The sequence below is a fragment of the Pseudoalteromonas sp. SA25 genome (genome assembly GCF_011378705.1).
Lineage (GTDB): Bacteria > Pseudomonadota > Gammaproteobacteria > Enterobacterales > Alteromonadaceae > Pseudoalteromonas > Pseudoalteromonas arctica.
In genome coordinates this window covers 1-20,354 of sequence record NZ_WTKV01000021.1, presented here as the reverse complement: position 1 = coordinate 20,354, position 20,354 = coordinate 1, and the positions used below count along the sequence as shown (strand labels likewise).

At 39.8% G+C, this 20,354-nt stretch carries 21 protein-coding genes; 16 read left to right on the top strand and 5 right to left on the bottom strand.

All coding sequences use genetic code 11. From position 1 onward, the window contains the following. Positions 1-14 precede the first annotated feature (14 nt). Positions 15-743, bottom strand: coding sequence for a glutathione peroxidase (locus GQR45_RS16030; RefSeq protein ID WP_010553231.1), 729 nt, complete (start codon positions 741-743; stop codon positions 15-17). A 112-nt stretch (positions 744-855) separates the two neighbouring features. Here GQR45_RS16030 and GQR45_RS16025 point away from each other — a divergent pair, with 112 nt between their 5' ends. Then, the gene (locus GQR45_RS16025; RefSeq protein WP_010553232.1) at positions 856-1,755 is read left to right on the top strand and encodes a LysR substrate-binding domain-containing protein; all 900 of its coding nucleotides are present in this window, start codon (positions 856-858) and stop codon (positions 1,753-1,755) included. On the opposite strand, the gene GQR45_RS16020 is transcribed toward GQR45_RS16025, so the two are convergent. Next, positions 1,752-2,945, bottom strand: a complete 1,194-nt coding sequence (locus GQR45_RS16020) for a flagellar assembly protein FlgT (RefSeq protein ID WP_165726471.1) — start codon at positions 2,943-2,945, stop codon at positions 1,752-1,754. The two genes, GQR45_RS16025 and GQR45_RS16020, sit on opposite strands and share 4 nt — an antisense overlap. Before the next feature lie 140 nt (positions 2,946-3,085). Between GQR45_RS16020 and GQR45_RS16015 the strand changes: the two genes are divergently transcribed. Beyond that, positions 3,086-3,544 carry an LPP20 family lipoprotein gene (locus tag GQR45_RS16015; protein WP_008168853.1) on the top strand — a complete coding sequence of 153 codons (459 nt, stop codon included), beginning with the start codon at positions 3,086-3,088 and terminating at the stop codon, positions 3,542-3,544. A 599-nt stretch (positions 3,545-4,143) separates the two neighbouring features. Here the strand turns inward: GQR45_RS16015 and GQR45_RS16010 are convergent. From GQR45_RS16010 to flgA, 3 genes are all read right to left on the bottom strand, one after another. Continuing rightward, positions 4,144-4,575: a flagellar protein FlgN gene (locus GQR45_RS16010; RefSeq protein WP_165726470.1), complete on the bottom strand. Its 432-nt coding sequence runs from the start codon at positions 4,573-4,575 to the stop codon at positions 4,144-4,146. Then, entirely contained in the window at positions 4,568-4,888 is a 321-nt protein-coding gene (flgM, locus tag GQR45_RS16005; protein WP_007581856.1) for a flagellar biosynthesis anti-sigma factor FlgM, read from the bottom strand. Before flgM ends, GQR45_RS16010 begins: the two co-directional genes overlap by 8 nt. A gap of 76 nt (positions 4,889-4,964) precedes the next feature. Then, a complete protein-coding gene (flgA, locus tag GQR45_RS16000; protein WP_007581857.1) occupies positions 4,965-5,672 on the bottom strand; it encodes a flagellar basal body P-ring formation chaperone FlgA in 708 nt (235 codons plus the stop codon). Between the two features lie 140 nt (positions 5,673-5,812). Here flgA and GQR45_RS15995 point away from each other — a divergent pair, with 140 nt between their 5' ends. The 14 genes from GQR45_RS15995 to GQR45_RS21525 all read left to right on the top strand — a co-directional run. Next, positions 5,813-6,745, top strand: a complete 933-nt coding sequence (locus tag GQR45_RS15995) for a chemotaxis protein CheV (protein ID WP_007581858.1) — start codon at positions 5,813-5,815, stop codon at positions 6,743-6,745. Between the two features lie 20 nt (positions 6,746-6,765). Continuing rightward, positions 6,766-7,596: a protein-glutamate O-methyltransferase CheR gene (locus GQR45_RS15990; RefSeq protein WP_165726469.1), complete on the top strand. Its 831-nt coding sequence runs from the start codon at positions 6,766-6,768 to the stop codon at positions 7,594-7,596. Positions 7,597-7,741: 145 nt separating this feature from the next. Beyond that, positions 7,742-8,149, top strand: coding sequence for a flagellar basal body rod protein FlgB (gene flgB, locus GQR45_RS15985; protein WP_149591732.1), 408 nt, complete (start codon positions 7,742-7,744; stop codon positions 8,147-8,149). 5 nt (positions 8,150-8,154) lie between these two features. After that, positions 8,155-8,586, top strand: a complete 432-nt coding sequence (gene flgC / locus GQR45_RS15980; RefSeq protein WP_007581860.1) for a flagellar basal body rod protein FlgC — start codon at positions 8,155-8,157, stop codon at positions 8,584-8,586. 13 nt (positions 8,587-8,599) lie between these two features. Next, entirely contained in the window at positions 8,600-9,280 is a 681-nt protein-coding gene (locus GQR45_RS15975; RefSeq protein WP_007581861.1) for a flagellar hook assembly protein FlgD, read from the top strand. A 59-nt stretch (positions 9,281-9,339) separates the two neighbouring features. After that, positions 9,340-10,710: a flagellar hook protein FlgE gene (gene flgE / locus GQR45_RS15970; RefSeq protein WP_007581862.1), complete on the top strand. Its 1,371-nt coding sequence runs from the start codon at positions 9,340-9,342 to the stop codon at positions 10,708-10,710. 157 nt (positions 10,711-10,867) lie between these two features. Beyond that, the gene (locus GQR45_RS15965; protein ID WP_007581863.1) at positions 10,868-11,611 is read left to right on the top strand and encodes a flagellar basal body rod protein FlgF; all 744 of its coding nucleotides are present in this window, start codon (positions 10,868-10,870) and stop codon (positions 11,609-11,611) included. 21 nt (positions 11,612-11,632) lie between these two features. Then, entirely contained in the window at positions 11,633-12,421 is a 789-nt protein-coding gene (flgG, locus tag GQR45_RS15960; protein ID WP_002959420.1) for a flagellar basal-body rod protein FlgG, read from the top strand. Between the two features lie 16 nt (positions 12,422-12,437). Further along, the gene (gene flgH, locus GQR45_RS15955) at positions 12,438-13,121 is read left to right on the top strand and encodes a flagellar basal body L-ring protein FlgH (RefSeq protein WP_010553251.1); all 684 of its coding nucleotides are present in this window, start codon (positions 12,438-12,440) and stop codon (positions 13,119-13,121) included. Positions 13,122-13,132: 11 nt separating this feature from the next. Next, a complete protein-coding gene (locus GQR45_RS15950) occupies positions 13,133-14,227 on the top strand; it encodes a flagellar basal body P-ring protein FlgI (RefSeq protein ID WP_024592771.1) in 1,095 nt (364 codons plus the stop codon). 158 nt (positions 14,228-14,385) lie between these two features. Next, complete coding sequence (gene flgJ / locus GQR45_RS15945) at positions 14,386-15,402, top strand: flagellar assembly peptidoglycan hydrolase FlgJ (protein WP_007581865.1); 1,017 nt, start codon at positions 14,386-14,388, stop codon at positions 15,400-15,402. A gap of 1 nt (position 15,403) precedes the next feature. Then, entirely contained in the window at positions 15,404-17,470 is a 2,067-nt protein-coding gene (gene flgK, locus GQR45_RS15940; protein WP_165726468.1) for a flagellar hook-associated protein FlgK, read from the top strand. Between the two features lie 2 nt (positions 17,471-17,472). Further along, positions 17,473-18,741 (top strand): flagellar hook-associated protein FlgL, encoded by a 1,269-nt coding sequence (gene flgL, locus GQR45_RS15935; protein ID WP_165726467.1) that lies wholly within the window; start codon positions 17,473-17,475, stop codon positions 18,739-18,741. A gap of 240 nt (positions 18,742-18,981) precedes the next feature. After that, a partial coding sequence (locus GQR45_RS21525; protein WP_165726466.1) for a flagellin occupies positions 18,982-20,354 on the top strand: 1,373 nt, incomplete at its 3' end.

Below are 20,354 nucleotides of genomic sequence, written 5' to 3'. Positions count from 1 at the left end.
AATTTACTTATTAATTAAGCAAAGTATTTTTCTAAGTCGTCTGAACCACCGATGTGTTTACCACCAATGAAAATTTGTGGAACAGTGTCACGACCAGATACAGCTTTTAGACTTGTTAGTGATGCGCCTGCACCCATAACAATCTCTTCATATGCGAAGCCTTTTTCTGCAAGAAGCTCTTTTGCTTTTTTACAGAAAGGACAGCCTGGTTTAGTAAAGATGCTTACTGGTTCTGGTTTAGCTTGCTTAGGGTTGATGTAATCAAGCATTGTGTCTGCGTCAGATACTTCAAACGGGTCACCTGGTAAATCTGGTTCGATGAACATTTTGTCAATCACGCCATCTTTAACAAGCATAGAGTATCTCCAGCTGCGCTTACCAAAGCCTAGGTCGTTCTTGTCTACTAACATGCCCATGCCGTCAGTAAATTCGCCGTTGCCGTCTGGTAATAAAGTAATGTTTTGCGCTTCTTGATGTTCAGCCCATGCGTTCATTACAAAGGTATCGTTTACTGATAAACATACAATTTCGTCAACGCCGTTTTGCTTAAGTACGCCTGCTAATTCGTTGTAACGTGGTAAGTGAGTTGATGAACATGTTGGTGTGAATGCACCTGGTAGTGAAAACACTACAACAGTTTTACCTTTAAAAATGTCATCTGTTGTTACTGATTTCCAATCGTTATTTTGACGAGTTGCAAATGTAACACTTGGGATTGTTTGACCTTCGATATTGTTTAACATAATTTTTGTTCCTCTTGATTTGTTGATAGCCATTATGGTGAATAATTAAATATAGTTCCAATCGTTTGTTTGTATTAAACTGATAGTTATAAACTATCACGTAGAGCTGAATATGAACTTAAAAGATTTTGAATATGTAAAAGCAATAGCGCAATATAAACATTTTCGCAAAGCTGCCGATGCATGTTTTGTAAGCCAGCCTACATTAAGTGGTCAAGTAAAAAAACTCGAAAATGAGCTTGGCGTTACTTTGTTTGATCGCTCAACCAAGCAAGTTACCTTAACAGCAAAAGGTGAACGTTTGTTGACGCAAATAGAGATTATTTTAGAGCAAACGCAAATACTCAAAGAACTTGCTGCTACTTCTAACGAGCCTCTACAAGGTAAATTAACTATTGGTATTATTCCTACCATTGCGCCTTACTTGTTGCCTGCGTTACTAACATCGATGAAAGCGGCATTTATTGATAGCCAGTTTTCGTTTATTGAGATGCAAACAGCAACAATTTTAGAAGCTTTAAACAAGGGTGAACTCGACTTTGCTATTTTAGCCGATGTGCCAGAGCTTATTAATTACCATACGGTTGCTTTATACAAAGAAGATTTTTTAGTGGCGGTATCACACGATAACGCGCTGTCTAAGCATAAAAAAGTAGCGCTGAGCGATCTTCAAGGATGCAGCCTATTAATGTTAAGTGATGGCCATTGCTTTAAAGATCAAGCCCAAAAGTTTTGTTTTTCTGCAGGAGTCGATGTATCTAACCAGTATAAAGGTAATAGTTTAGAAACATTATTAGCGTTAGTGGCTATGGATGACGGTATTACATTTGTACCAAAGTTGGCATGTACCGACCGTGTAGGGATTGATTACTTGCCTATATTCCCTAATCAGCAGCGTAATGTGGTGTTTGCATGCAGAAAGCATTATCCGCATTTATCAGGTGTAGAACAATTGGGCGAGTGGTTATCGGCTCACCCTAATTTAAAAGCTAAATTGAGTAAAAAACTCTAAAGATCTTGGCTGATTATTTCTACTACATCGTTAATTTGCACGCCAGGTAGCGGTTTGTCATCAATACTGACTGCTACTGCGGTTTGCTGATAAAGCTGCTCTACGCGAATTTTATTAAGCGTGGTGATGGTGTGCGGCATAACATTACCTGCCGCGTCGGTTAAATAGTTATGGTGCGCAATGCTTAGCATTTGGCCTTTTTTTAACCCATGAGCTTTACCCAAGTTAATAACGATTTTGCTATTTTCCATATGCATTATTTTACCTTGAGTAGGTAAACACGCCATGGCTGCTTGAATGTCATAACTTACTGCTTGGTTGATATCGGTTATGCTTTGCCCATAAGGCGATTGCCAAAATCTATCACTATTAACATCAACTATGGTTGTTTTTTCAAATGGCCAAATTGCTTGAGTATGGTAACTATTTTGCCAAAGTTGCTCATAGGTAGTGCCATCAAACAGTGCAAACTCAATGTTGTAACTGCGCTCATACGCCTCGTCTTGCCAAAATGCATAATCGTTATTGAGTTTGTCGCTAGTCGAAAGGCTGGTTATTTGGCTAAGCAGAACATATTGAGCGTTACTGCGCGAAGATATTTCTTCTAATTGGGCATTTGAATAGTCGTGCTGCTGCGAAAAGTATTTATCAACGCTTATTGCATTATTATAGTAAGCAATAGGTACTGCGCTCATTTTTGATTTTTGCAGGGAAGTAAAAATATTTTTGCTAATCGCTTTGCTTACGTCAAATATTTGACCCATTTTGGCGTGTTCACGATGAACAAGTTGGCTTTGTGTAACGGCCACAAACTTATTAAAACTATTTTGTGGGCATTGCTCTGTTTGAGAAAAAATATCGAGTCGTAATGTAACGGCAAATTTATTGTCGTATTTATTTTCGCTGATCAGTTCAATTTTTTGAATTTCGCCGTGGCTGCTAATTTTTAGCTGATCTTGCATTAACACGCCATCTACCAGGGTTTGTACAGAGCTAACCCGTGCGCCAGAGAACACTAGCGCTTGTGTAATCGCATCTTTTATAGCGGCAGATTTAGCTGCGCTCGTATCACCATTTTGAACGTTCGCATGGCCTGTTGATTCATACCACTGCGCTTTAGTAAAAGGGGAGAAAGTTAATAATGCCGTTGCACTTAACCCTGCAAATGCCAATGATAAAAACGACTTCATACTTTTACTCCAATTAAACGTTAGCTATTAACCAGGTATAGCAAGGACTGTACCAATGTTATTTGGTAATTATTAGTAATGCTATAAATGGCATTAAACGTGCATATGTACTGCTAATTACTATACAAGGGCTAAATGCTATGCGAGCAATTTCATTACTTATTACACTTGGGTGTTTAACCTTAGGTGGTTGTAGCAGCGTTTTTGATAAGCATGTTGAATATAAATATGTAGAGCCAAATAATTACCCCGTTTTAAAAGCGATAGGGTATGCACCTATTAGCTTGCAAAAAGGCGCTAACGCGTCGCAAAAACAACTTATGGCAATTAAGGCTTCTAAGCTTGAGGCTTACCGCGAGCTTACTGAGCAAGTATATGGGCAAAAAATTACCGCCGGAACAACGGTGGAAGGTTCAATTGCTCAAGACGATTACTTAGAAAGTAAAGTGCAGGGGCTTATTAAAGGTGCACAAATAATTAAAACTTACGCAGTAGATGACACTTACGTGACCGAGCTTGAGCTTAATATGAAGCGTGTGCACGATTTATACATAGGTGAAGTAAAGCCACGCGAAGTTAAAAAAGTAACTTATTACTAATCATTAAAAAAGTTATTCAAAATATCTTATCCTCTTATATTGAGTGCTATGCTGTTGTTAGGATTAATTTTTAAGCAGATTGCGTAGTGCTCAACAGATGTATTTTATTGCCACTTATTTTAGATCGTTCAATAACAAAGGTTTTACCTGCTTTCAAGCAACAACGTATTAAGTACTGACACGATTGATTTAGGTAACTTGAGTGGTCTATCAACACCAGATCAAACGGTGCAAAACCGCTTAATATTAATGACGTAATCATTGATGAAGATGCAGAGCAGCTTATAGCGCTAAATACACTGGTTGAGGATGAAGGCTCTGCAATTGCTTATACTCCAGCCCAAAGCGGGGGAAGCATTGATGCAGCAGCACCTGCGGTTGATGTACAAAATCAATCGGAAGAGATGATTAAACACTTAATTGAAAGTAGTAATAATCAAACGGATATTTAATATTAATAGAGCCCTCTTAATTATTTATTAAGGGGGCTTACATTATTAAGAAAATTGATATTATTTATGACGAAATTTAAGAATAAAGGACATTAAAAAAGCCTTATTGATAAATCAATAAGGCTTTTTTAATGTAAAATCTTGGGCTTAAGCTTTTAAATTACGAACCAGTTTACTCTCGGTATTTACAGATTTACCGGCTTGGTCGTAGGTCATTGACGTTGGTGCGCCAATTAATATCTCTTTTAATTGTTTAACACTAAGTTGCGCTTGACGGGCAGCATGAGCATTAACATTATTTTGTTTTTGGCATTGCGCAAGTTGAGTTTTAACTTGGCTTATTAGCTCAGATATTTCAGGATTTTGTGTATCGTTACTGGCAATTAGCTTACTTAGCTCTTTATCTAGAGTGCTTAACTTAGTTAAAAAAGACATTTTTTGTTGGGTAATTTCTTTTAAACCAGCACCACGTCGTGAGGCAATAGCAGTAAGCTCGTCGTTTAATAGCGCGTGCAAAGAGTCTAAACAACTTACTTGTTGGTTTAGTTTTACGCTAATTAAACTATTATGATCAGCCATACACGTTAAACTCAAAATCAGCTAAGTTTTTAGCAAGCTTTTCACTGTCCACTTGATATTTACCTTCGGTTATTGCTTTTTTAAGCTCAGCAACTTTATCGCTATCAAAGCCAGACGATTGCTGTGCTTTATCTTGAAGCGTTTTTAATTGCTGCGCTTGCGGCGTCAAGCTTACAGAGTCACTTGCTGCTTTAGGCGAAGGAGTCTGCGTCGCTTGTGTATTTGCGTTATCTTTTTTTAAATCAACTTGTTGTTGCTTTGCATTTGTTAACGCATTAGCTTGTTGATTACTGCCATTAACTTGATTAACCATAATAATAAACCCGTATATTACCCAACTTATGCCATGTTATCGGCATATACGTAGGATACTTTAGTATAAATCTAAATTAAATATTCACCTGGACAGACTCTACACCATCTACTCGCGCATTTAAAACTTTACCTGATTTTTTGTTTTTTATTTGTATCTGTTCGCCCAAAGTACCGTCTTCTAAAGCAATACCAGTGGTCTTAATTCTAAGGCCTCTTAGGTTGGCGTAAATATTAACAGAGTCACCTTTACACACCATACAAATTTGGTTTAGTAATACTGGCATACCACTTCTAATATTTCGTTTACTTCTGCTGCCTATTAGCATTGTGGGGTCATCTAAGTACTGTATTCGTACAAAGTGAGTTGGTTTCATTTCAATACTTAAATGCGATTTAGTTATTACTTCACCGCGGGTTAAATTAGCAGTAGCAACAACAACTGGAGCCATTTCAACAACTCTTACATGAACGTATTGAGCCCACGTTTGCGCATCATTGCACTTGGCTTGTAAGGTTACTTGGCGGTTAAATGGTGGCTCATCGGATGTTGATAATTCAAGCTCAGTATTACAGACACGATCAGGAATGCGACTATCTAAAGGCAGTGCACTTAATTGAGTATTAGTATTTTGCAATGTACCAATCTGCTTAGCTATATAAGCAACGGCCATGTCTTGTAATAAATCTTTACTAAACACTTTAGCTTGCAAAGGGAATACAAAGCACAAGCTAGTAACAAAATAAAAAACACTGTATCTTCTGATTTTTTTTAACAAACTCATAATGTTTCGACTATGCTTATGGTTTAAAACAGGGTATAAATATTTTGCGTCAAAAAGTAGACGCACCCGCGATGTTATGTAGCTTTATAAATAGAAAGCAATTATCGTTCCGTATTATTTGTTTTCTTTAGGAGATTTGAATGGCAGGCATTTTAGACTCAGTAAACCAACGCACACAGTTGGTTGGGCAGAACCGCCTAGAATTACTTTTATTTAAGCTCAGAGGGCGTCAGCGTTTTGGTATTAATGTATTTAAAGTGAGAGAAGTGCTGCAATGCCCTCCACTAACAAGCATGCCAAAATCTAATCCGTATATTCGTGGTGTTGCACATATTCGTGGTCAAACTATTTCGGTTATTGATTTATCAATGGCTGTAGGTGGGCGCCCAATCGACAACATTAAAGACAGCTTTATAATCATTGCTGAATACAATCGCTCTGTGCAAGGGTTTTTAGTGGGCGGAGTTGAACGTATTGTAAATATGAATTGGGAAAAAATAATGCCACCGCCATCAGGCGCCGGACGTTATTCATATTTAACAGCAGTGACCGAAATCGAAAATGAATTAGTCGAAATTCTCGATGTAGAAAAAATTCTCAACGAAATTTGCCCAGTAAACACAGAAGTAAGTGCTGAAGTTGCACAAAGCGGCGATATTCAAAAAGATTTAGGCGAACGTATCGTATTTATTGCAGACGACTCTGCTGTTGCGCGTAATCAAGTTAAACGTGCCCTAGAGCCGTTAGGCGTGCAAACAGAGCTTGCCAAAAATGGTAAAGAAGCACTTATAAGATTAAAAGAAATAGCAGAGCTTGATTGTAAAAACGATATTACTGAGCGAGTAGCGTTACTTATCTCAGACGTTGAAATGCCAGAAATGGACGGCTATACCTTAACAGCTGAAATAAAAGCAGATCCCAAACTTGCACCTTTGCATGTTATTTTGCATACCTCTTTGAGTGGTGTTTTTAACCAGGCTATGATTGAAAAAGTCGGGGCAGATGACTTTATTGCTAAATTTAACCCAGACGAATTAGCAACAGCGGTTAAAAAGTGGGTTCATTGTGATTAACAAAAATAGGTGCTACTAACTTGAATAATAAAGATTTGCAGCAAAGTGAATACGACCAGTTTCGTTCGTTTTTAGAGCAGCAATGCGGCATTGTTTTAGGTGAAAACAAACAGTATTTAGTTAAAAGCCGACTTGCTCCGTTAATGACTCTATTTAATGTGGGATCTTTATCGGAGTTGGTTAGTAAAACTCTCGGGCCTCACGAGCGGCAATTAAGAGCCGCAGTGGTTGATGCAATGACCACAAACGAAACGTTGTGGTTTAGAGATCAATACCCGTTTGAGTTGCTCCAAAATAAGCTTTTTCCTGAGTTTAAAGACTTAAGAAGGCCTTTAAAAATTTGGTCTGCTGCCAGCTCATCAGGACAAGAACCCTATTCAATAGCTATGTCAGTAGCTGAATTTAATACTAAGCAACCTGGTGTGCTTCGTATGGGTGCACAAATTATTGGTACCGACATATCTAATACCATGCTTGATATGTGTAAAAATGCAGAATATGACGCGCTTGCACTTGCCAGAGGGTTATCTGCAGAGCGTCGTAAAAAGTTTTTTAAAGACAGCGGCAATGGTATGGCACAAGTAAACGATACAATAAAAAAACAAGTTAGTTTTAGGCACCTGAATTTGCTTGATTCTTACGCGTTAATGGGCAAGTTTGATATTATTTTTTGCCGTAATGTACTTATTTACTTTGCGCCTGAAATAAAAGCTAAAATTATTAATCAGTTTGCACAAGCATTAAACCCAAAAGGGTACTTATTTTTAGGAGCGTCAGAGTCCCTAACTGGTCTAAGTACTGAATTTGATATGGTTAGATGCAACCCCGGTATCATTTATCAAAAGAAATAACTAAGTTAATTCATTTCCCTAAAACGACGCACCAAGCGTCGTTTTTCTATTTAGATACATAGTCTTATAAAAATATAACACTTCCTAATATTAATGGCTTATTTTTTGCTTTATTCATGGGTAAGTCAATTTTTTGGAGAAGGTTATGGCTATCAGTTTTGATAAAGCATTAGGTGTGCATCCGCAAGCCATGTTGATCCGTTCACAGCGAGCTGAATTAATTGCAACTAATATAGCTAACGCTGATACGCCTGGCTATAAAGCAAAAGATATTGATTTTGCCTCTGCATTAAAAGCGGCAAGGTCAACCCAGCAAAGCGGCAATACTATGGTAAGAACTAATGATAAACACATTGGTGGAGGTACTCATAGTATGGGCAGTTCAGAATCATTTCGTATGCCAAATCAATCAGATACAGGTGATGGTAACTCGGTTGATATACAAGTGGAACGAAACTTGTATACACAGAATGCTATGGAGTATCAGGCCAGCTTGCAATTTTTAAGCGGCAAATTTAAAGGCCTGAATAAAGCTCTCGGTAGTCAAGGATAAAAATTATGAGTTTATATAATGTTTTCGATATTGCAGGTTCGGGTATGAGCGCACAAAACGTTCGCTTAAATACTACAGCTAGTAATATTTCTAATGCTAATACCATTAGTTCATCTCAAGACAAAACGTACCGAGCGCGCCAACCTGTATTTGCGGCTGAGCTAACAAAGGCTTCAGCATCAGTAAGTAACCAACAGGGCTCCGCAGTTGGTGTTAAGGTTTTGGGCATTGTTGAAAGTAATGCACCATTACAAATTGAATATAACCCAAACCATCCAAGTGCGGATGAAAATGGCTATATCTATAAACCCAACGTCAATGTTGTAGAGGAGATGGCAAATATGATTTCTGCCTCTCGTTCTTACCAAACAAACGTGCAAGTTGCTGATGCAGCAAAGCAAATGCTAAGTAAAACACTGTTGCTAGGGCAGCGGTAACCGAGGGTAGGTTATGAGTAACGATATTAGTACATCTTCATCCTATTTAGACTCTATACGCTGGCAAGAATCGCAAGTAGCGACCAGCGACAATGAGAGTGATGCGTTAACACAAGAAGACTTTTTCTCTTTGTTAACTCAGCAATTATCGTTTCAGGATCCCAGTAACCCTGCGGATAACGATCAAATGATTGCGCAAATGACTAGTTTCACAATGGCGCAAGGCATCAGCGATTTAAATTCAAATTTTGATAGCTTAGCGTCTTCTATGACATCAAATTCAGCATTGCAAGCATCAACACTTGTTGGCAAGCAAGCTTTACTTGAGTCAAACACCCTGGATTTAAATGAAACGGGTGATGCCAGAGGCTCTGCAGTGGCAGAAGAAGCCGTTGATAACTTAAAAATTAAAGTGACAGATGCATCAGGTCAGCTAGTGAGAACTATTGATATGGGTTCTCAATCAGCAGGTGCAGTACGTTTTGCGTGGGATGGCAAAAATGAAGCCGGTGAGCGTTTACCTGAAGGTGAATACTCAGTAACCGCCGAAGGAAGTACTGACGGCGAATTTTCAAGCTTGCCCATTGCTACATTCAAGAACATTGAAAGCGTTAATATTAATGGCTCAAGTGGCATTATTATTAACACTAAAGAAGGTGCGGTTAGGCTGACAGATGTAGCAGAAATCGCGTAATAAATTTTAGTATTTTTCGCCTGCTAGCAGGCCACAGACTAACAGGTTAGAGGTGAATTATGAGCTTCAATATTGCATTAACCGGCCTTGCTGCCGCGCAAAAAGATTTAGACGTAACGGCAAATAATATTGCAAACGTTAATACCACAGGTTTTAAAGAGTCACGCGCTGAGTTTGCCGATGTTTACGCTTCATCAGTGTTTAGCTCTGGTAAGACTAAAAATGGTGACGGTGTGCAAACAACCATGGTTGCGCAGCAGTTTCACCAAGGCTCACTACAATTTACAAATAACTCACTTGATTTAGCAATCACTGGTGAAGGTTATTTTGCGATGACCGACGATTTATCTTCGCAAGATTTAACATATACACGTGCGGGTGCATTTAAGCTTAACCAAGATAACTTTATGGTTGACGCAAAAGGTAACTTTTTACAAGCATTCCCTGTTGATTCATCTACAGGTGATACAACGTCGGTAAGTTTGAGCACAACTGATCCAATTCAAATCCCTGATTCGTCTGGTTCTCCTCGCGCAACAGAAAATGTATTTTTGTCGTTTAACTTAGATGCAACGGCGGATCCATCAGGTCTAGATTTTGACCCTACGTCTAGTGGTACTTATAACTCATCTACGTCAACAACAGTATATGATTCACTAGGTGAGCCGCACATCTTACAATACTTTTTTGCTAAAGAAGATGATGCCGCAGCAGGTGGTACAGATAACAGTTGGGAAGTATACGCAACACTCGATGGCAAAGTAGTTGATGGCACAACTGGTGGAGAACAAACAACGACACCTTATACACCACTGACTACCCTAGGTTTTAACTCAAGTGGTTTGCCATCAACAACAGGTGGTGTGGCAAATACAAATACAACTACTTTTGATGAAATATTACTACCAGCGGGTTCTGGCGCTGGTTTATCAACATTACTAGACAATGGTGCAACTTTCCCTGGTACTGGTATTGAGCTTAACTGGCGCGATGAAAATAACACGGCAGGACGTATCCCAACTCAGTATTCAAGTGGTTTTGAAGTAAAAGCACTCGATCAAGATGGCTCAACGGTTGGTCGTTTAGCCGGAATTGATATAGGAACAGACGGTAAAATTGTCGCTTCTTACAGTAATGGTGACTCAACATTCCTAGGCCAAGTGGCTATGGTACGTTTTCCAAATTCACAAGGGTTATCACAAGTAGGTGATACAAGCTGGAAGCAAAGTATTGATTCAGGTGAACCTGTAGCGGGTGAAGCTGGTTCGGGTACATTTGGTGGAATTAACTCATCAGCGCTTGAGCAATCAAATACAAACCTTACTAATGAACTCGTAGACTTAATTACTGCACAGCGTAATTACCAAGCAAACTCACGTGCGCTTGAAGTTAACTCAACTATTCAGCAAAGTATTTTGCAGATTCGATAAGCTAAACCCCATTAAATATATTAGGCTGCATTTTTGCAGCCTTTTTTATAAGTCCTCTTTGTAAGCCCTTCTAAATACCTCTCAATGTTGCGTCAAATTTAATCTGGCACCTATTTTGCATTTATAAGTTCAGAGATTTTTTATGTGAGTCGATACTATGGACAAAATGGTCTACATTGCGGCCTCTGGCGCTAAGCAAAGCCTACAAGGGCTTGCTTTAAAAGCCAATAATTTGGCAAATGCAAATACAACGGGTTTTAAAGCTGACTTTGCGCAGGCGCGTTCAATGCAAGCGTTTGGCGAAGGTTTGCCTACACGTGTATTTTCAATGCAAGAGCGTCCGGGTTCAAACATGGTATCGGGTGGCATTGTTCAAACCGGGCGCGACTTAGATATCGCGATGAGCGATAACGCATGGCTTGCTGTGCAAGATGCCTCCGGTAATGAAGCTTACACAAAAGTGGGTACGTTAAACGTTACTGCTCAAGGCATGCTCGTAACCAGCCATGGTCGTCAAGTTATTGGCGAAGGGGGACCTGTTATTTTACCCGTCCCAGTCGAAAAAATAGGGTTTAGCCAAGATGGCGCTATTCAAGTTCGACCACAAGGCGCTCCAGCTAACTTTTTAGAAGAAATAGACACGCTTAGAGTAGTAGAAGCAAATAGCTCACAGCTCGAAAAAGGTAACGATGGTTTATTTAGACCAAAAGCAAATGTAACTGTAGATACCTCTGCCAATGTAAAAGTTTTAAGTGGTTCGCTTGAAATGTCGAATGTGAACCCTGTTCACGAAATGGTCGACATGATAAGCCACCAGCGCCAATTTGAATTACAAGTGAAATTAATGAAAACAGCTGAAGAAATTGACGAGCGTCAAGATCAGTTATTACGCATAGTTTAACTTTAAAATGGGGACACGATTATGAATCCAGCATTGTGGATCAGTAAAACTGGGCTAGACGCTCAACAAACCGATATATCGGTTATCTCAAATAATTTAGCGAATGCGAGTACCGTAGGTTACAAAAAAAGCCGCGCTATATTTGAAGATTTACTTTATCAAAATATTAATCAACCAGGTGGTCGTTCATCGCAAGATACCGAAATGCCATCGGGCTTAATGTTAGGTGCGGGTGCTAAAGTTGTAGCTAACCAAAAAGAGTTTACGCAAGGCAACATGTTGACCACCGAAAACTCACTAGATTGGATGATTTCTGGTGAAGGCTTTTTTGAAGTACTGCAACCAGATGGCAATATTGCTTACTCGCGCAACGGCCAGTTTACTACCGATGGCGATGGCCGAATTGTAACATCGGGCGCAGGTTACGTTATTCAGCCAGAAATGAATGTACCTGATGACGCGCAATCAATTACGGTTTCGCAAGACGGCGAAGTATCTGTACGTGTTGCAGGCCAAGCCGATAACGTGGTCATTGGTCAGCTTACTATTAGTGATTTTATTAATCCATCGGGTCTTGAGCCAATTGGTCAAAACCTTTATACCGAAACCGCTGTAAGTGGTGCGCCGGTACAAGGTAATCCTGGCGTTGAAGGGTTAGGTAGCATTATTCAAGGCTCGCTCGAAACATCAAACGTAAATGTAACTGAAGAGCTAGTAAATCTAATAGAAACTCAGCGTATTTACGAAATGAACTCAAAAGTAATTTCGGCCGTTGACGAAATGATGAGTTATATCAATCAACAGCTTTAATAGAGTAGGGGGAATTATGCGTAATATTATTTTATTTACAGCGGGCACATTATTTTTAAGTGGCTGTATGTCTACGCAAAATAGTGAAGTAGTGCAGGACGACCCTTACTACGCACCTATGTACCCTGAGCCTATTTTAGAGCCGCTGGTAGCCACAGGTTCATTGTTTAATACTCATACATCAAACGACTTATATTCTGATAAAAAAGCGCTACGTACTGGCGATATAATTACGGTTAAATTGCAAGAGTCTACTCAAGCAACAAAAGCCGCTAAAACAGAAACAGACAAAGAAACCGACGCAAGCTTAGACCCCGTTATTGGATTAGGTGGTCTACCTGTAAATATAGGTGGCGATAGTATTCAGTTTGGCATTGGTAGCGATTCGTCGTTTACGGGCGATTCAAAATCAAACCAGTCAAACAGCTTAGTGGGCGATATTTCGGTTAATGTAATGCGCGTTTTACCTAATGGTAACTTAGTTATTCGCGGTGAAAAATGGCTAACGCTTAATACCGGCGAAGAGTTTATTCGTTTAGAAGGGCTAGTACGCCCTCAAGACGTAAGCGCCGATAATACGGTTGAATCAAACCGTATTGCTAATGCACGTATTCAATACTCAGGTAAAGGGCAAACGCAAGAAGCGCAAAGTCCTGGTTGGCTTACACGTTTCTTTAGCAGTTCGCTGTTTCCATTTTAGAGGGTAACAACATGAATAGCCTTAAAGCTTTATGTTTAGTTGTGTTATTAGGTTGGCAGTTTACTGCCAGTGCTGAGCGCATAAAAGATGTGTCTATGGTTGAAGGCGTACGCTCTAACCAATTAGTTGGTTATGGCTTAGTGGTTGGTTTACCAGGTACTGGCGAGCAAAACTCATACACACAACAAAGTTTTAGAGGCATGTTGAACAGCTTTGGTATTACGCTACCTTCAACTCAAAGTCCTAAAATTAAAAATGTTGCCGCTGTTGCTGTGCATGCAGAATTACCTGCATTTAGAAAGCCCGGACAAACAATAGATATTACGGTTTCTTCTATTGGTAGTGCAGGCAGTTTACGTGGCGGTACTTTACTACAAACCTTTTTAAAGGGTGTAGATGGCAACGTGTACGCTATTGCACAAGGTAGCTTAATTGTCGGTGGCTTAGGCGCACAAGGCCTTGATGGTAGTAAGGTTGTAATTAACACCCCTACAGTTGGTCGTATACCAAATGGCGCAACAGTTGAACGCACTGTAGAAAGCCCATTTATGCAAGGCGATTACATTACCTTCAACTTAAACCGCCCAGACTTTACAACGGCAAAACGCCTAGAAAAAACAATTAATGACTTAGTTGGCCCAAATAGCGCACAAGCAATAGATTCTGTTTCTATTCGTGTTATAGCACCACGCGATGCATCCCAGCGTGTATCGTACTTATCGACACTCGAAAACTTAGAATTTAAACCAGCTGACATGGCCGCTAAAATTATAGTTAACTCGCGCACCGGTACCATTGTCATTGGCAAAAACGTTAAGCTTCAGCCTGCGGCTATAACTCACGGTGGCTTAACAGTAACAATTGCAGAACAACAAAATGTGTCACAACCAAACCCGCTAGCAAACGGTGATACAGTTGTCACACAGCAAAGTATTATTGATGTAAACCAAGACGACTCGCGCGCCTTTGTATTTAATCCAGGTGTAAGCCTTGACGATTTAGTTCGCGCAATTAACGAAGTAGGCGCAGCGCCTGGTGACCTAATGGCTATTTTAGAAGCACTAAAAGAAGCCGGCGCAATTAACGGACAGCTCGTTGTTATATAAATAACCCAAGCCAATAAATAACGTATTACTTAAGCCCTATATGTAGGGCTTTTTATTTACAGCAACTTAAGTTTATTATTTTTATCTTCCTTGTTTTATCGGTAGTGGCTCAATTTTTGCATTTTTAACTGCATTATTCATTTTGTGTCAAAAAGCCGATGGAAACTAATCACCTCGATAAACAAAACTTTTTTGATTTAGGCAACTTAGATTCACTTCGTAAAGAAGCCTTAACGAGTGGCGATGCATCAACTGATGCTTCCAAAGCTGCGCTCAAAAAAGCGGCCGCACAATTTGAAGCTATTTTTACGCAAATGTTGCTCAAAGGAATGCGCAAAGCTAACGAAGCATTTGAAGATAAAGACAGTCCATTTAATTCAAGTGGCGTAAAGTTTTTTGAAGAAATGCACGATCAGCAACTTTCAACAGAGCTTTCATCAAATGGCTCATTAGGCCTTGCCGATTTAATTGTTCAGCAGTTATCGCCTGAGTCTAAAAACTTTATGCCAGGCTCGGTGCTTAGAACAACCAACGATATTTTTAGCGATACACAAGTCGGATCCGCGCTTCCTCATGAGCAAAAAAATAAGCAACCCGATCTTATCGTTAAGAGTACTAAAGCCGATATTGCTGAGCCTAAAGTCGATACTGCAGAGCCTAAAACCGATAGCCCAACATTTAAAAATGCAGAAGAGTTTGTAAGTTCAGTGTGGGAACACGCTAAAACTGCAGCGCAAAAAATTGGTTTAAACCCTGCAGTAATGGTTGCACAAGCGGCACTTGAAACCGGTTGGGGTAAACACATTATTAATAAAAGTGACGGTGGCAGCTCAAATAACTTATTTAATATTAAGTCAGATAAAAGCTGGGAAGGTGACAAAGCAAGTAAAGTAACGCTTGAGTTTGAACAAGGCACACCCGTTAAAAAACAAGCCAGCTTTAGAGCCTACGATTCAATTAAAGATAGCGTGAACGACTTCGTTGATTTTTTAACGCAAAACCCACGCTACAAAGAAGCATTACAAAATACAGCAAAACCAAACGACTTTTTAGATTCATTACAAAAAGCAGGTTATGCAACCGATCCAAATTATGCCAGCAAAATAAAAAAAGTGCTCAATAGCAGTCAGCTAAAAGACATTGCGGCAAACGTGATCCGCCAAGGAGTAGAGTAACATGTCGTTTAATTTATTAAACATTGCCAGTTCTGGGGTTAGAGCAAGCTCGGAGCTACTGCAAACGACAAGTAAAAATATCGCCAATGTAAATACCGTAGGCTATGTGCGTGAGCGTACAGAGTTTACCACTATGGTTGATAACCAAGTGGGGCGAGGCGAAACATACCGATTACTAAACGAGTTTGCTCAGTCACAGCTAAATCGTGACACCTCTAATAAATCGTTTTTCGATCAGTTTATTACTGAGGCAAATAGAGTTGATACTATTTTTTCTGAAGAGTCGAACAACCTTTCGACCGGAATTAACTCTTTATTTAATAACGTGCAAGAAGCGCTAAATCAGCCGTCATCTAACGTTGCCCGCTCATTAGTAATGACAGATGCGCAAAGCTTAATTGATCAAATGGATAGGCTTTCGGGCATCGTGCTTGATCAAAAAAGTGTAGTGAACGAGCAGCTCGAAATATTTTCAGATGAAGCAAACTCACTAATTCAAAGTATTAGTACGCTAAATCAAAATATTGCGGCAGTTAATGGCACTAATAACGCCGCAGATGCCAGCTCTACCTATAACGAACGCGATAAAGCAATACGCGACTTATCAGAGCTAATAGACATAGAAACGCTTGATGGTCCAAATGGCGAAAAACTCGTTTTTATGGGCACAGGCGAAGCAGTGGTTATGCAAAATGGTGCATTTAACTTATTTTCGATGACAGGCGACCCCGATCCTAATTTTAAAGAATTCACGCTTGACGTTAATGGTGGCAAAGCAGTGCCGCTTGAAGTTGATGTAAGCAAGCTTAAAGGAAAAATTGGCGGCTTACTTGCTTTTAGAGATGACATATTAGTCCCTGCGCAAAACCAAATTGGCCAAATGGGCTTAGCGATAGCTGATGCATTTAACGAACAAAACAAATTGGGTATGGATGCAACAGGTCAGCTAGGTGGTAATATTTTTAATATACCTACCGTTGGCGCTTATGCGTATCAAGCGAATACTGGTGATGCTGGTATGACTGCAACGGTAGAGCCCGGTAAAGGCAGTGAACTTCCTGCTAGTGACTTTATTATTACTTATACCAGTGCAACATCGGTTTCTATTCAACCAGTAGATAATAAAGGCGAGCCGCTAGGTGATCCATCAGTTGCAGATATCCCAGCTGATGGGATCATAAATGCAGACGATATTCGAAATGCAGTCCCTTATCAAGCGGCAACAGCTACAACACCAGAAGTGTTAGCAACGGTAAAAGACTCTTTCGGACTACAATTAAATATAGATACAACCAAAACAGGTAACGTGGGAGATCAGTTTCAAATAAAGCTTAATTCAGATGCCGCTTCAAGTATTACACTTGCAACAGGGCGCACAGAAGATTTAGCACTAGCATCGCCAATCCGTACTGCTAACGATTTAAATAATATAGGCACCGCTACTATTTCAGCGGGAGAAGTAACAAGTGTTACCTCCGGTGGTTTTACTTCAGCACCAGGCTTAACAAACGGTGAAATAACACTTGTTAAAGCTACAGGTACCAATGATTATTTAATTAGCGATGGTAGTGGCACTGATGTGGCAGTAACGATAGCGCCACCGGGTAAAAATGTTTTAGCAGGTCTGGGCGCTCCTTATGATTCATATGGTTTTGACTTTGATATAGAAGGAACACCAGCAACAGGCGACACATTTACACTTGAGTTTAACGAAGGCGGCTTTGATGATAACCGTAATGGTTTAAAATTAGCTGACTTACAAAATGGCGAGTTAGTCCGTTTAAATGTAGAAACAACAGCAACGGCCGACAACCATAAAACGTTCAACCAAGCTTATTCAGGATTAGTGAGTGATATAGGTGTTATAACTGGCCAAGCAATCACAAGTGGGGCTGCATTTGACGCACTAGCACAGCAATCTGAGGCATGGTACGAGTCGTTATCTGGAGTAAACCTTGATGAAGAGGCCGCGAATTTACTGCGTTTTCAACAATCATATTCAGCATCAGCACAAGTTTTAGCAGCAGCTCAAGAAATTTTTGACACCTTATTAAATGCGGCGAGGTAATTATGCGTTTATCTAATAATTTAATGTACCAAAACAACATAAATAAAATACTCGACAACCAACAAGGTGTTGCAAATGCTCAAGAGCGAGTAACAACAGGTGAAAAGTATTTAACCACCTCAGAAGCACCAGCTGCTATTTCCCAAGCTATGCTGTACTCAAATAAAATACAAACGAATGAGCAATACACTAAAAATATTAACCAGCTAAATGGCCGCCTAGAAACTGAAGAAAGCGTATTACAAAGTATAAACAGTAATATTCAACAAGCGCAAGAGCTCACTATTCAAGCTGGTAATGGTGTGTACACTAAAGACGATTTAAAAACGTTTGCATCAGAACTTAGTGGCATTCAACAAACGCTAGCTAACTTAATGAATACCCGATCAGAAGACGGAAAATTTATATTTTCAGGCTACCAAGACAGCACGCAGCCTTATCAGCTCGAATCAGGTGAATATAACTATAAAGGCGATCAAGGTCAGCACCAAATAACTATAGCAGAAGGTGTATCAATTAAAGCGAGTGATAACGGCTTTGATACGTTTGAAAAAACAGATGCCAGACTAAATGTACTCGATAATAAAGCAGACATACCAACAACAACACCTGCAAATAATATTACTAAAGGCACTGTTTATGTTGATGGCCAAGCCGAGTTCGATAAGTTCCATCAAGCTCAATACAATGCCGATCCAGCGACTCCAGTTTCACCTACAGCAAATACTTTTAGTGTAGTCACAACCGCTGGTGCAACAACAAACGATCCAGATACATATGAAATTTTACAAGATGGTATGTCGCTTACCCCGCCTCAAACTGGTGAAGTTACAGATGATACAATTGAATTTGCAGGTATGAAAATTCAATTTGAGGGTAGTGCGCCTGGTCAACTCGATTTTAGCCTTGAAAAACCACATAAAGAAAACGTACTTAATACACTGCAAGCACTTATTACCGGCCTTAACAATGGCGCACTTGAAGGTGATGACTTTCAGCAAGTACTTGCTGATGGCTTAGTGCAATTACAAAACGCGAGTGAGCAAGTCGTGTTTACCCAAGCAAGTTTAGGTGGACGTATGAACGCACTTGAAAGAGTAAGCGATTCAAACTTAGCGCTCGATATTCAAAATAAAAGTAATCGCTCTAACTTAGTTGAAGTTGATATGGCAGAAGCTATTAGCGAACTAACCAAACAAGAAACGGCACTGCAAGCATCGCAAGCTACTTTTGGCCGTTTAACTAACCTTTCATTATTCGATTACTTATAAGCAGAAATACCTTGCCGCTTTACCTACTTTTAAAGCGGCAAAAAATTGTCACTCCTTTCTAAACAACTTCACTCTTTATTTACAATTCAATAAATTATATATTTTCATTTAAAAACAACATCTTAAAAATAAATTAAAGTTGGCACAGTAAATGCTTTTCTTATTTTAAGAAATTATCGAACAGTGGTTCCTGTTAAATCGTGTTGAACCACACTCTGTTTAAACCTAGGAGATGGTAAAATGGCATTAACAGTAAATACTAATGTGTCGTCACTAAACGCACAACGTAACTTAACTAAATCTGGCGAAGGCTTAGCTACTTCAATGGAGCGCTTATCGTCGGGTATGCGTATTAACAGCGCAAAAGATGATGCCGCAGGCCTGCAAATTTCAAACCGCTTAACATCGCAAATTAATGGCTTAGCCGTTGCTCAGCGAAATGCTAACGATGGTATCTCAATGGCGCAAACCGCTGAAGGCGCAATGAATGAGTCTACTAACATACTACAACGTATGCGAGAGCTTGCTCTGCAATCGGCAAATGGTTCAAACTCTGCAACTGACCGTGATGCACTGCAAAAAGAAGTATCAGCTTTACAAACTGAGTTGACACGAATCTCTGACACAACATCGTTTGGTGGGCAACAATTGCTAGATGGCAATTTTGGTACTAAGCAGTTTCAAGTGGGCGCCAATGCAAACGAAACTATTTCTGTGTCATTAAATAGTATTGCTGCTAGCGATATTGGTGTTCAATCTTTTGACCTTGAAGGTGCATCTGCGGGCTTAGGTGAAGCATCAGCATTAACCTCTACAGCAACTGCAAATAGTGTTACATCAGGTGGTTTGACCTTAGTAGGTAAGAATGGTGAGGATACACTTATTGGGAATGTTGCTGGTGCAAGTGCTGCAGAAATTGCAGATTCAATAAATGCAGCACAGTCATCTACAGGTGTAACTGCCGATGCGAGAACGCAAGTTGAGCTATCTACATTAAGTGGCGGTGGCGCACTTTCGTTTAAGTTAAATGGTAGTGTTATTTCAGCAAACCCTTCGTCGGGTACTGATATGGCTGCTATAGCAAGTGCCGTTAACGAGCGTTCAGGTGAAACCGGTATCTCTGCTGCGGTATCTGAAGCCGGGAAAATGATATTAACAGATGAGTCTGGTGATGATATTGAAATAACAGACTTCAAGGGCGGAGCTTCTGGAGCTGGGACAATAGTTGTTACTGGTGTCGATTATGATGGCACAACAAGTGCGACTACAGGTATTACATTAACTGGCGGTGGAGCTGATAAGGCTGTGACAGCTGGTACAGTAAGGTTATCCTCTACGCAGGCATTCTCAGTTACGTCTGGTGATACTACTTTAGGTGCTAATACAACTGGTGATGTATCTACTTTAGATAATGTTGGTAAGATGAATATTGAAACGCAAGCGGGTTCTCAAAATGCGTTAGATGTAATTGATGGTGCAATTGCAATGATTGATAGTCAGCGTGCTGACTTGGGTGCGGTGCAAAACCGTTTTGGTCATACAATTAGTAACCTTGCTAATATTTCTGAGAACGTATCTGCATCACGTAGCCGTATTCAAGATACTGACTTTGC

Coding starts and splice junctions, on each gene's coding strand:
- flgH (WP_010553251.1), top strand. CDS start 12,438: ATGCGTAATATTATTTTATTTACAGCGGGCACATTATTTTTAAGTGGC.
- GQR45_RS15995 (WP_007581858.1), top strand. CDS start 5,813: ATGGCAGGCATTTTAGACTCAGTAAACCAACGCACACAGTTGGTTGGG.
- flgE (WP_007581862.1), top strand. CDS start 9,340: ATGAGCTTCAATATTGCATTAACCGGCCTTGCTGCCGCGCAAAAAGAT.
- flgK (WP_165726468.1), top strand. CDS start 15,404: ATGTCGTTTAATTTATTAAACATTGCCAGTTCTGGGGTTAGAGCAAGC.
- GQR45_RS16010 (WP_165726470.1), bottom strand. CDS start 4,575: ATGGCTGATCATAATAGTTTAATTAGCGTAAAACTAAACCAACAAGTA.
- flgB (WP_149591732.1), top strand. CDS start 7,742: ATGGCTATCAGTTTTGATAAAGCATTAGGTGTGCATCCGCAAGCCATG.
- GQR45_RS16015 (WP_008168853.1), top strand. CDS start 3,086: ATGCGAGCAATTTCATTACTTATTACACTTGGGTGTTTAACCTTAGGT.
- flgG (WP_002959420.1), top strand. CDS start 11,633: ATGAATCCAGCATTGTGGATCAGTAAAACTGGGCTAGACGCTCAACAA.
- flgA (WP_007581857.1), bottom strand. CDS start 5,672: ATGAGTTTGTTAAAAAAAATCAGAAGATACAGTGTTTTTTATTTTGTT.
- flgL (WP_165726467.1), top strand. CDS start 17,473: ATGCGTTTATCTAATAATTTAATGTACCAAAACAACATAAATAAAATA.
- GQR45_RS16020 (WP_165726471.1), bottom strand. CDS start 2,945: ATGAAGTCGTTTTTATCATTGGCATTTGCAGGGTTAAGTGCAACGGCA.
- flgC (WP_007581860.1), top strand. CDS start 8,155: ATGAGTTTATATAATGTTTTCGATATTGCAGGTTCGGGTATGAGCGCA.
- GQR45_RS16030 (WP_010553231.1), bottom strand. CDS start 743: ATGTTAAACAATATCGAAGGTCAAACAATCCCAAGTGTTACATTTGCA.
- flgM (WP_007581856.1), bottom strand. CDS start 4,888: ATGGTTAATCAAGTTAATGGCAGTAATCAACAAGCTAATGCGTTAACA.
- GQR45_RS15975 (WP_007581861.1), top strand. CDS start 8,600: ATGAGTAACGATATTAGTACATCTTCATCCTATTTAGACTCTATACGC.
- GQR45_RS15965 (WP_007581863.1), top strand. CDS start 10,868: ATGGACAAAATGGTCTACATTGCGGCCTCTGGCGCTAAGCAAAGCCTA.
- GQR45_RS16025 (WP_010553232.1), top strand. CDS start 856: ATGAACTTAAAAGATTTTGAATATGTAAAAGCAATAGCGCAATATAAA.
- GQR45_RS15950 (WP_024592771.1), top strand. CDS start 13,133: ATGAATAGCCTTAAAGCTTTATGTTTAGTTGTGTTATTAGGTTGGCAG.
- flgJ (WP_007581865.1), top strand. CDS start 14,386: ATGGAAACTAATCACCTCGATAAACAAAACTTTTTTGATTTAGGCAAC.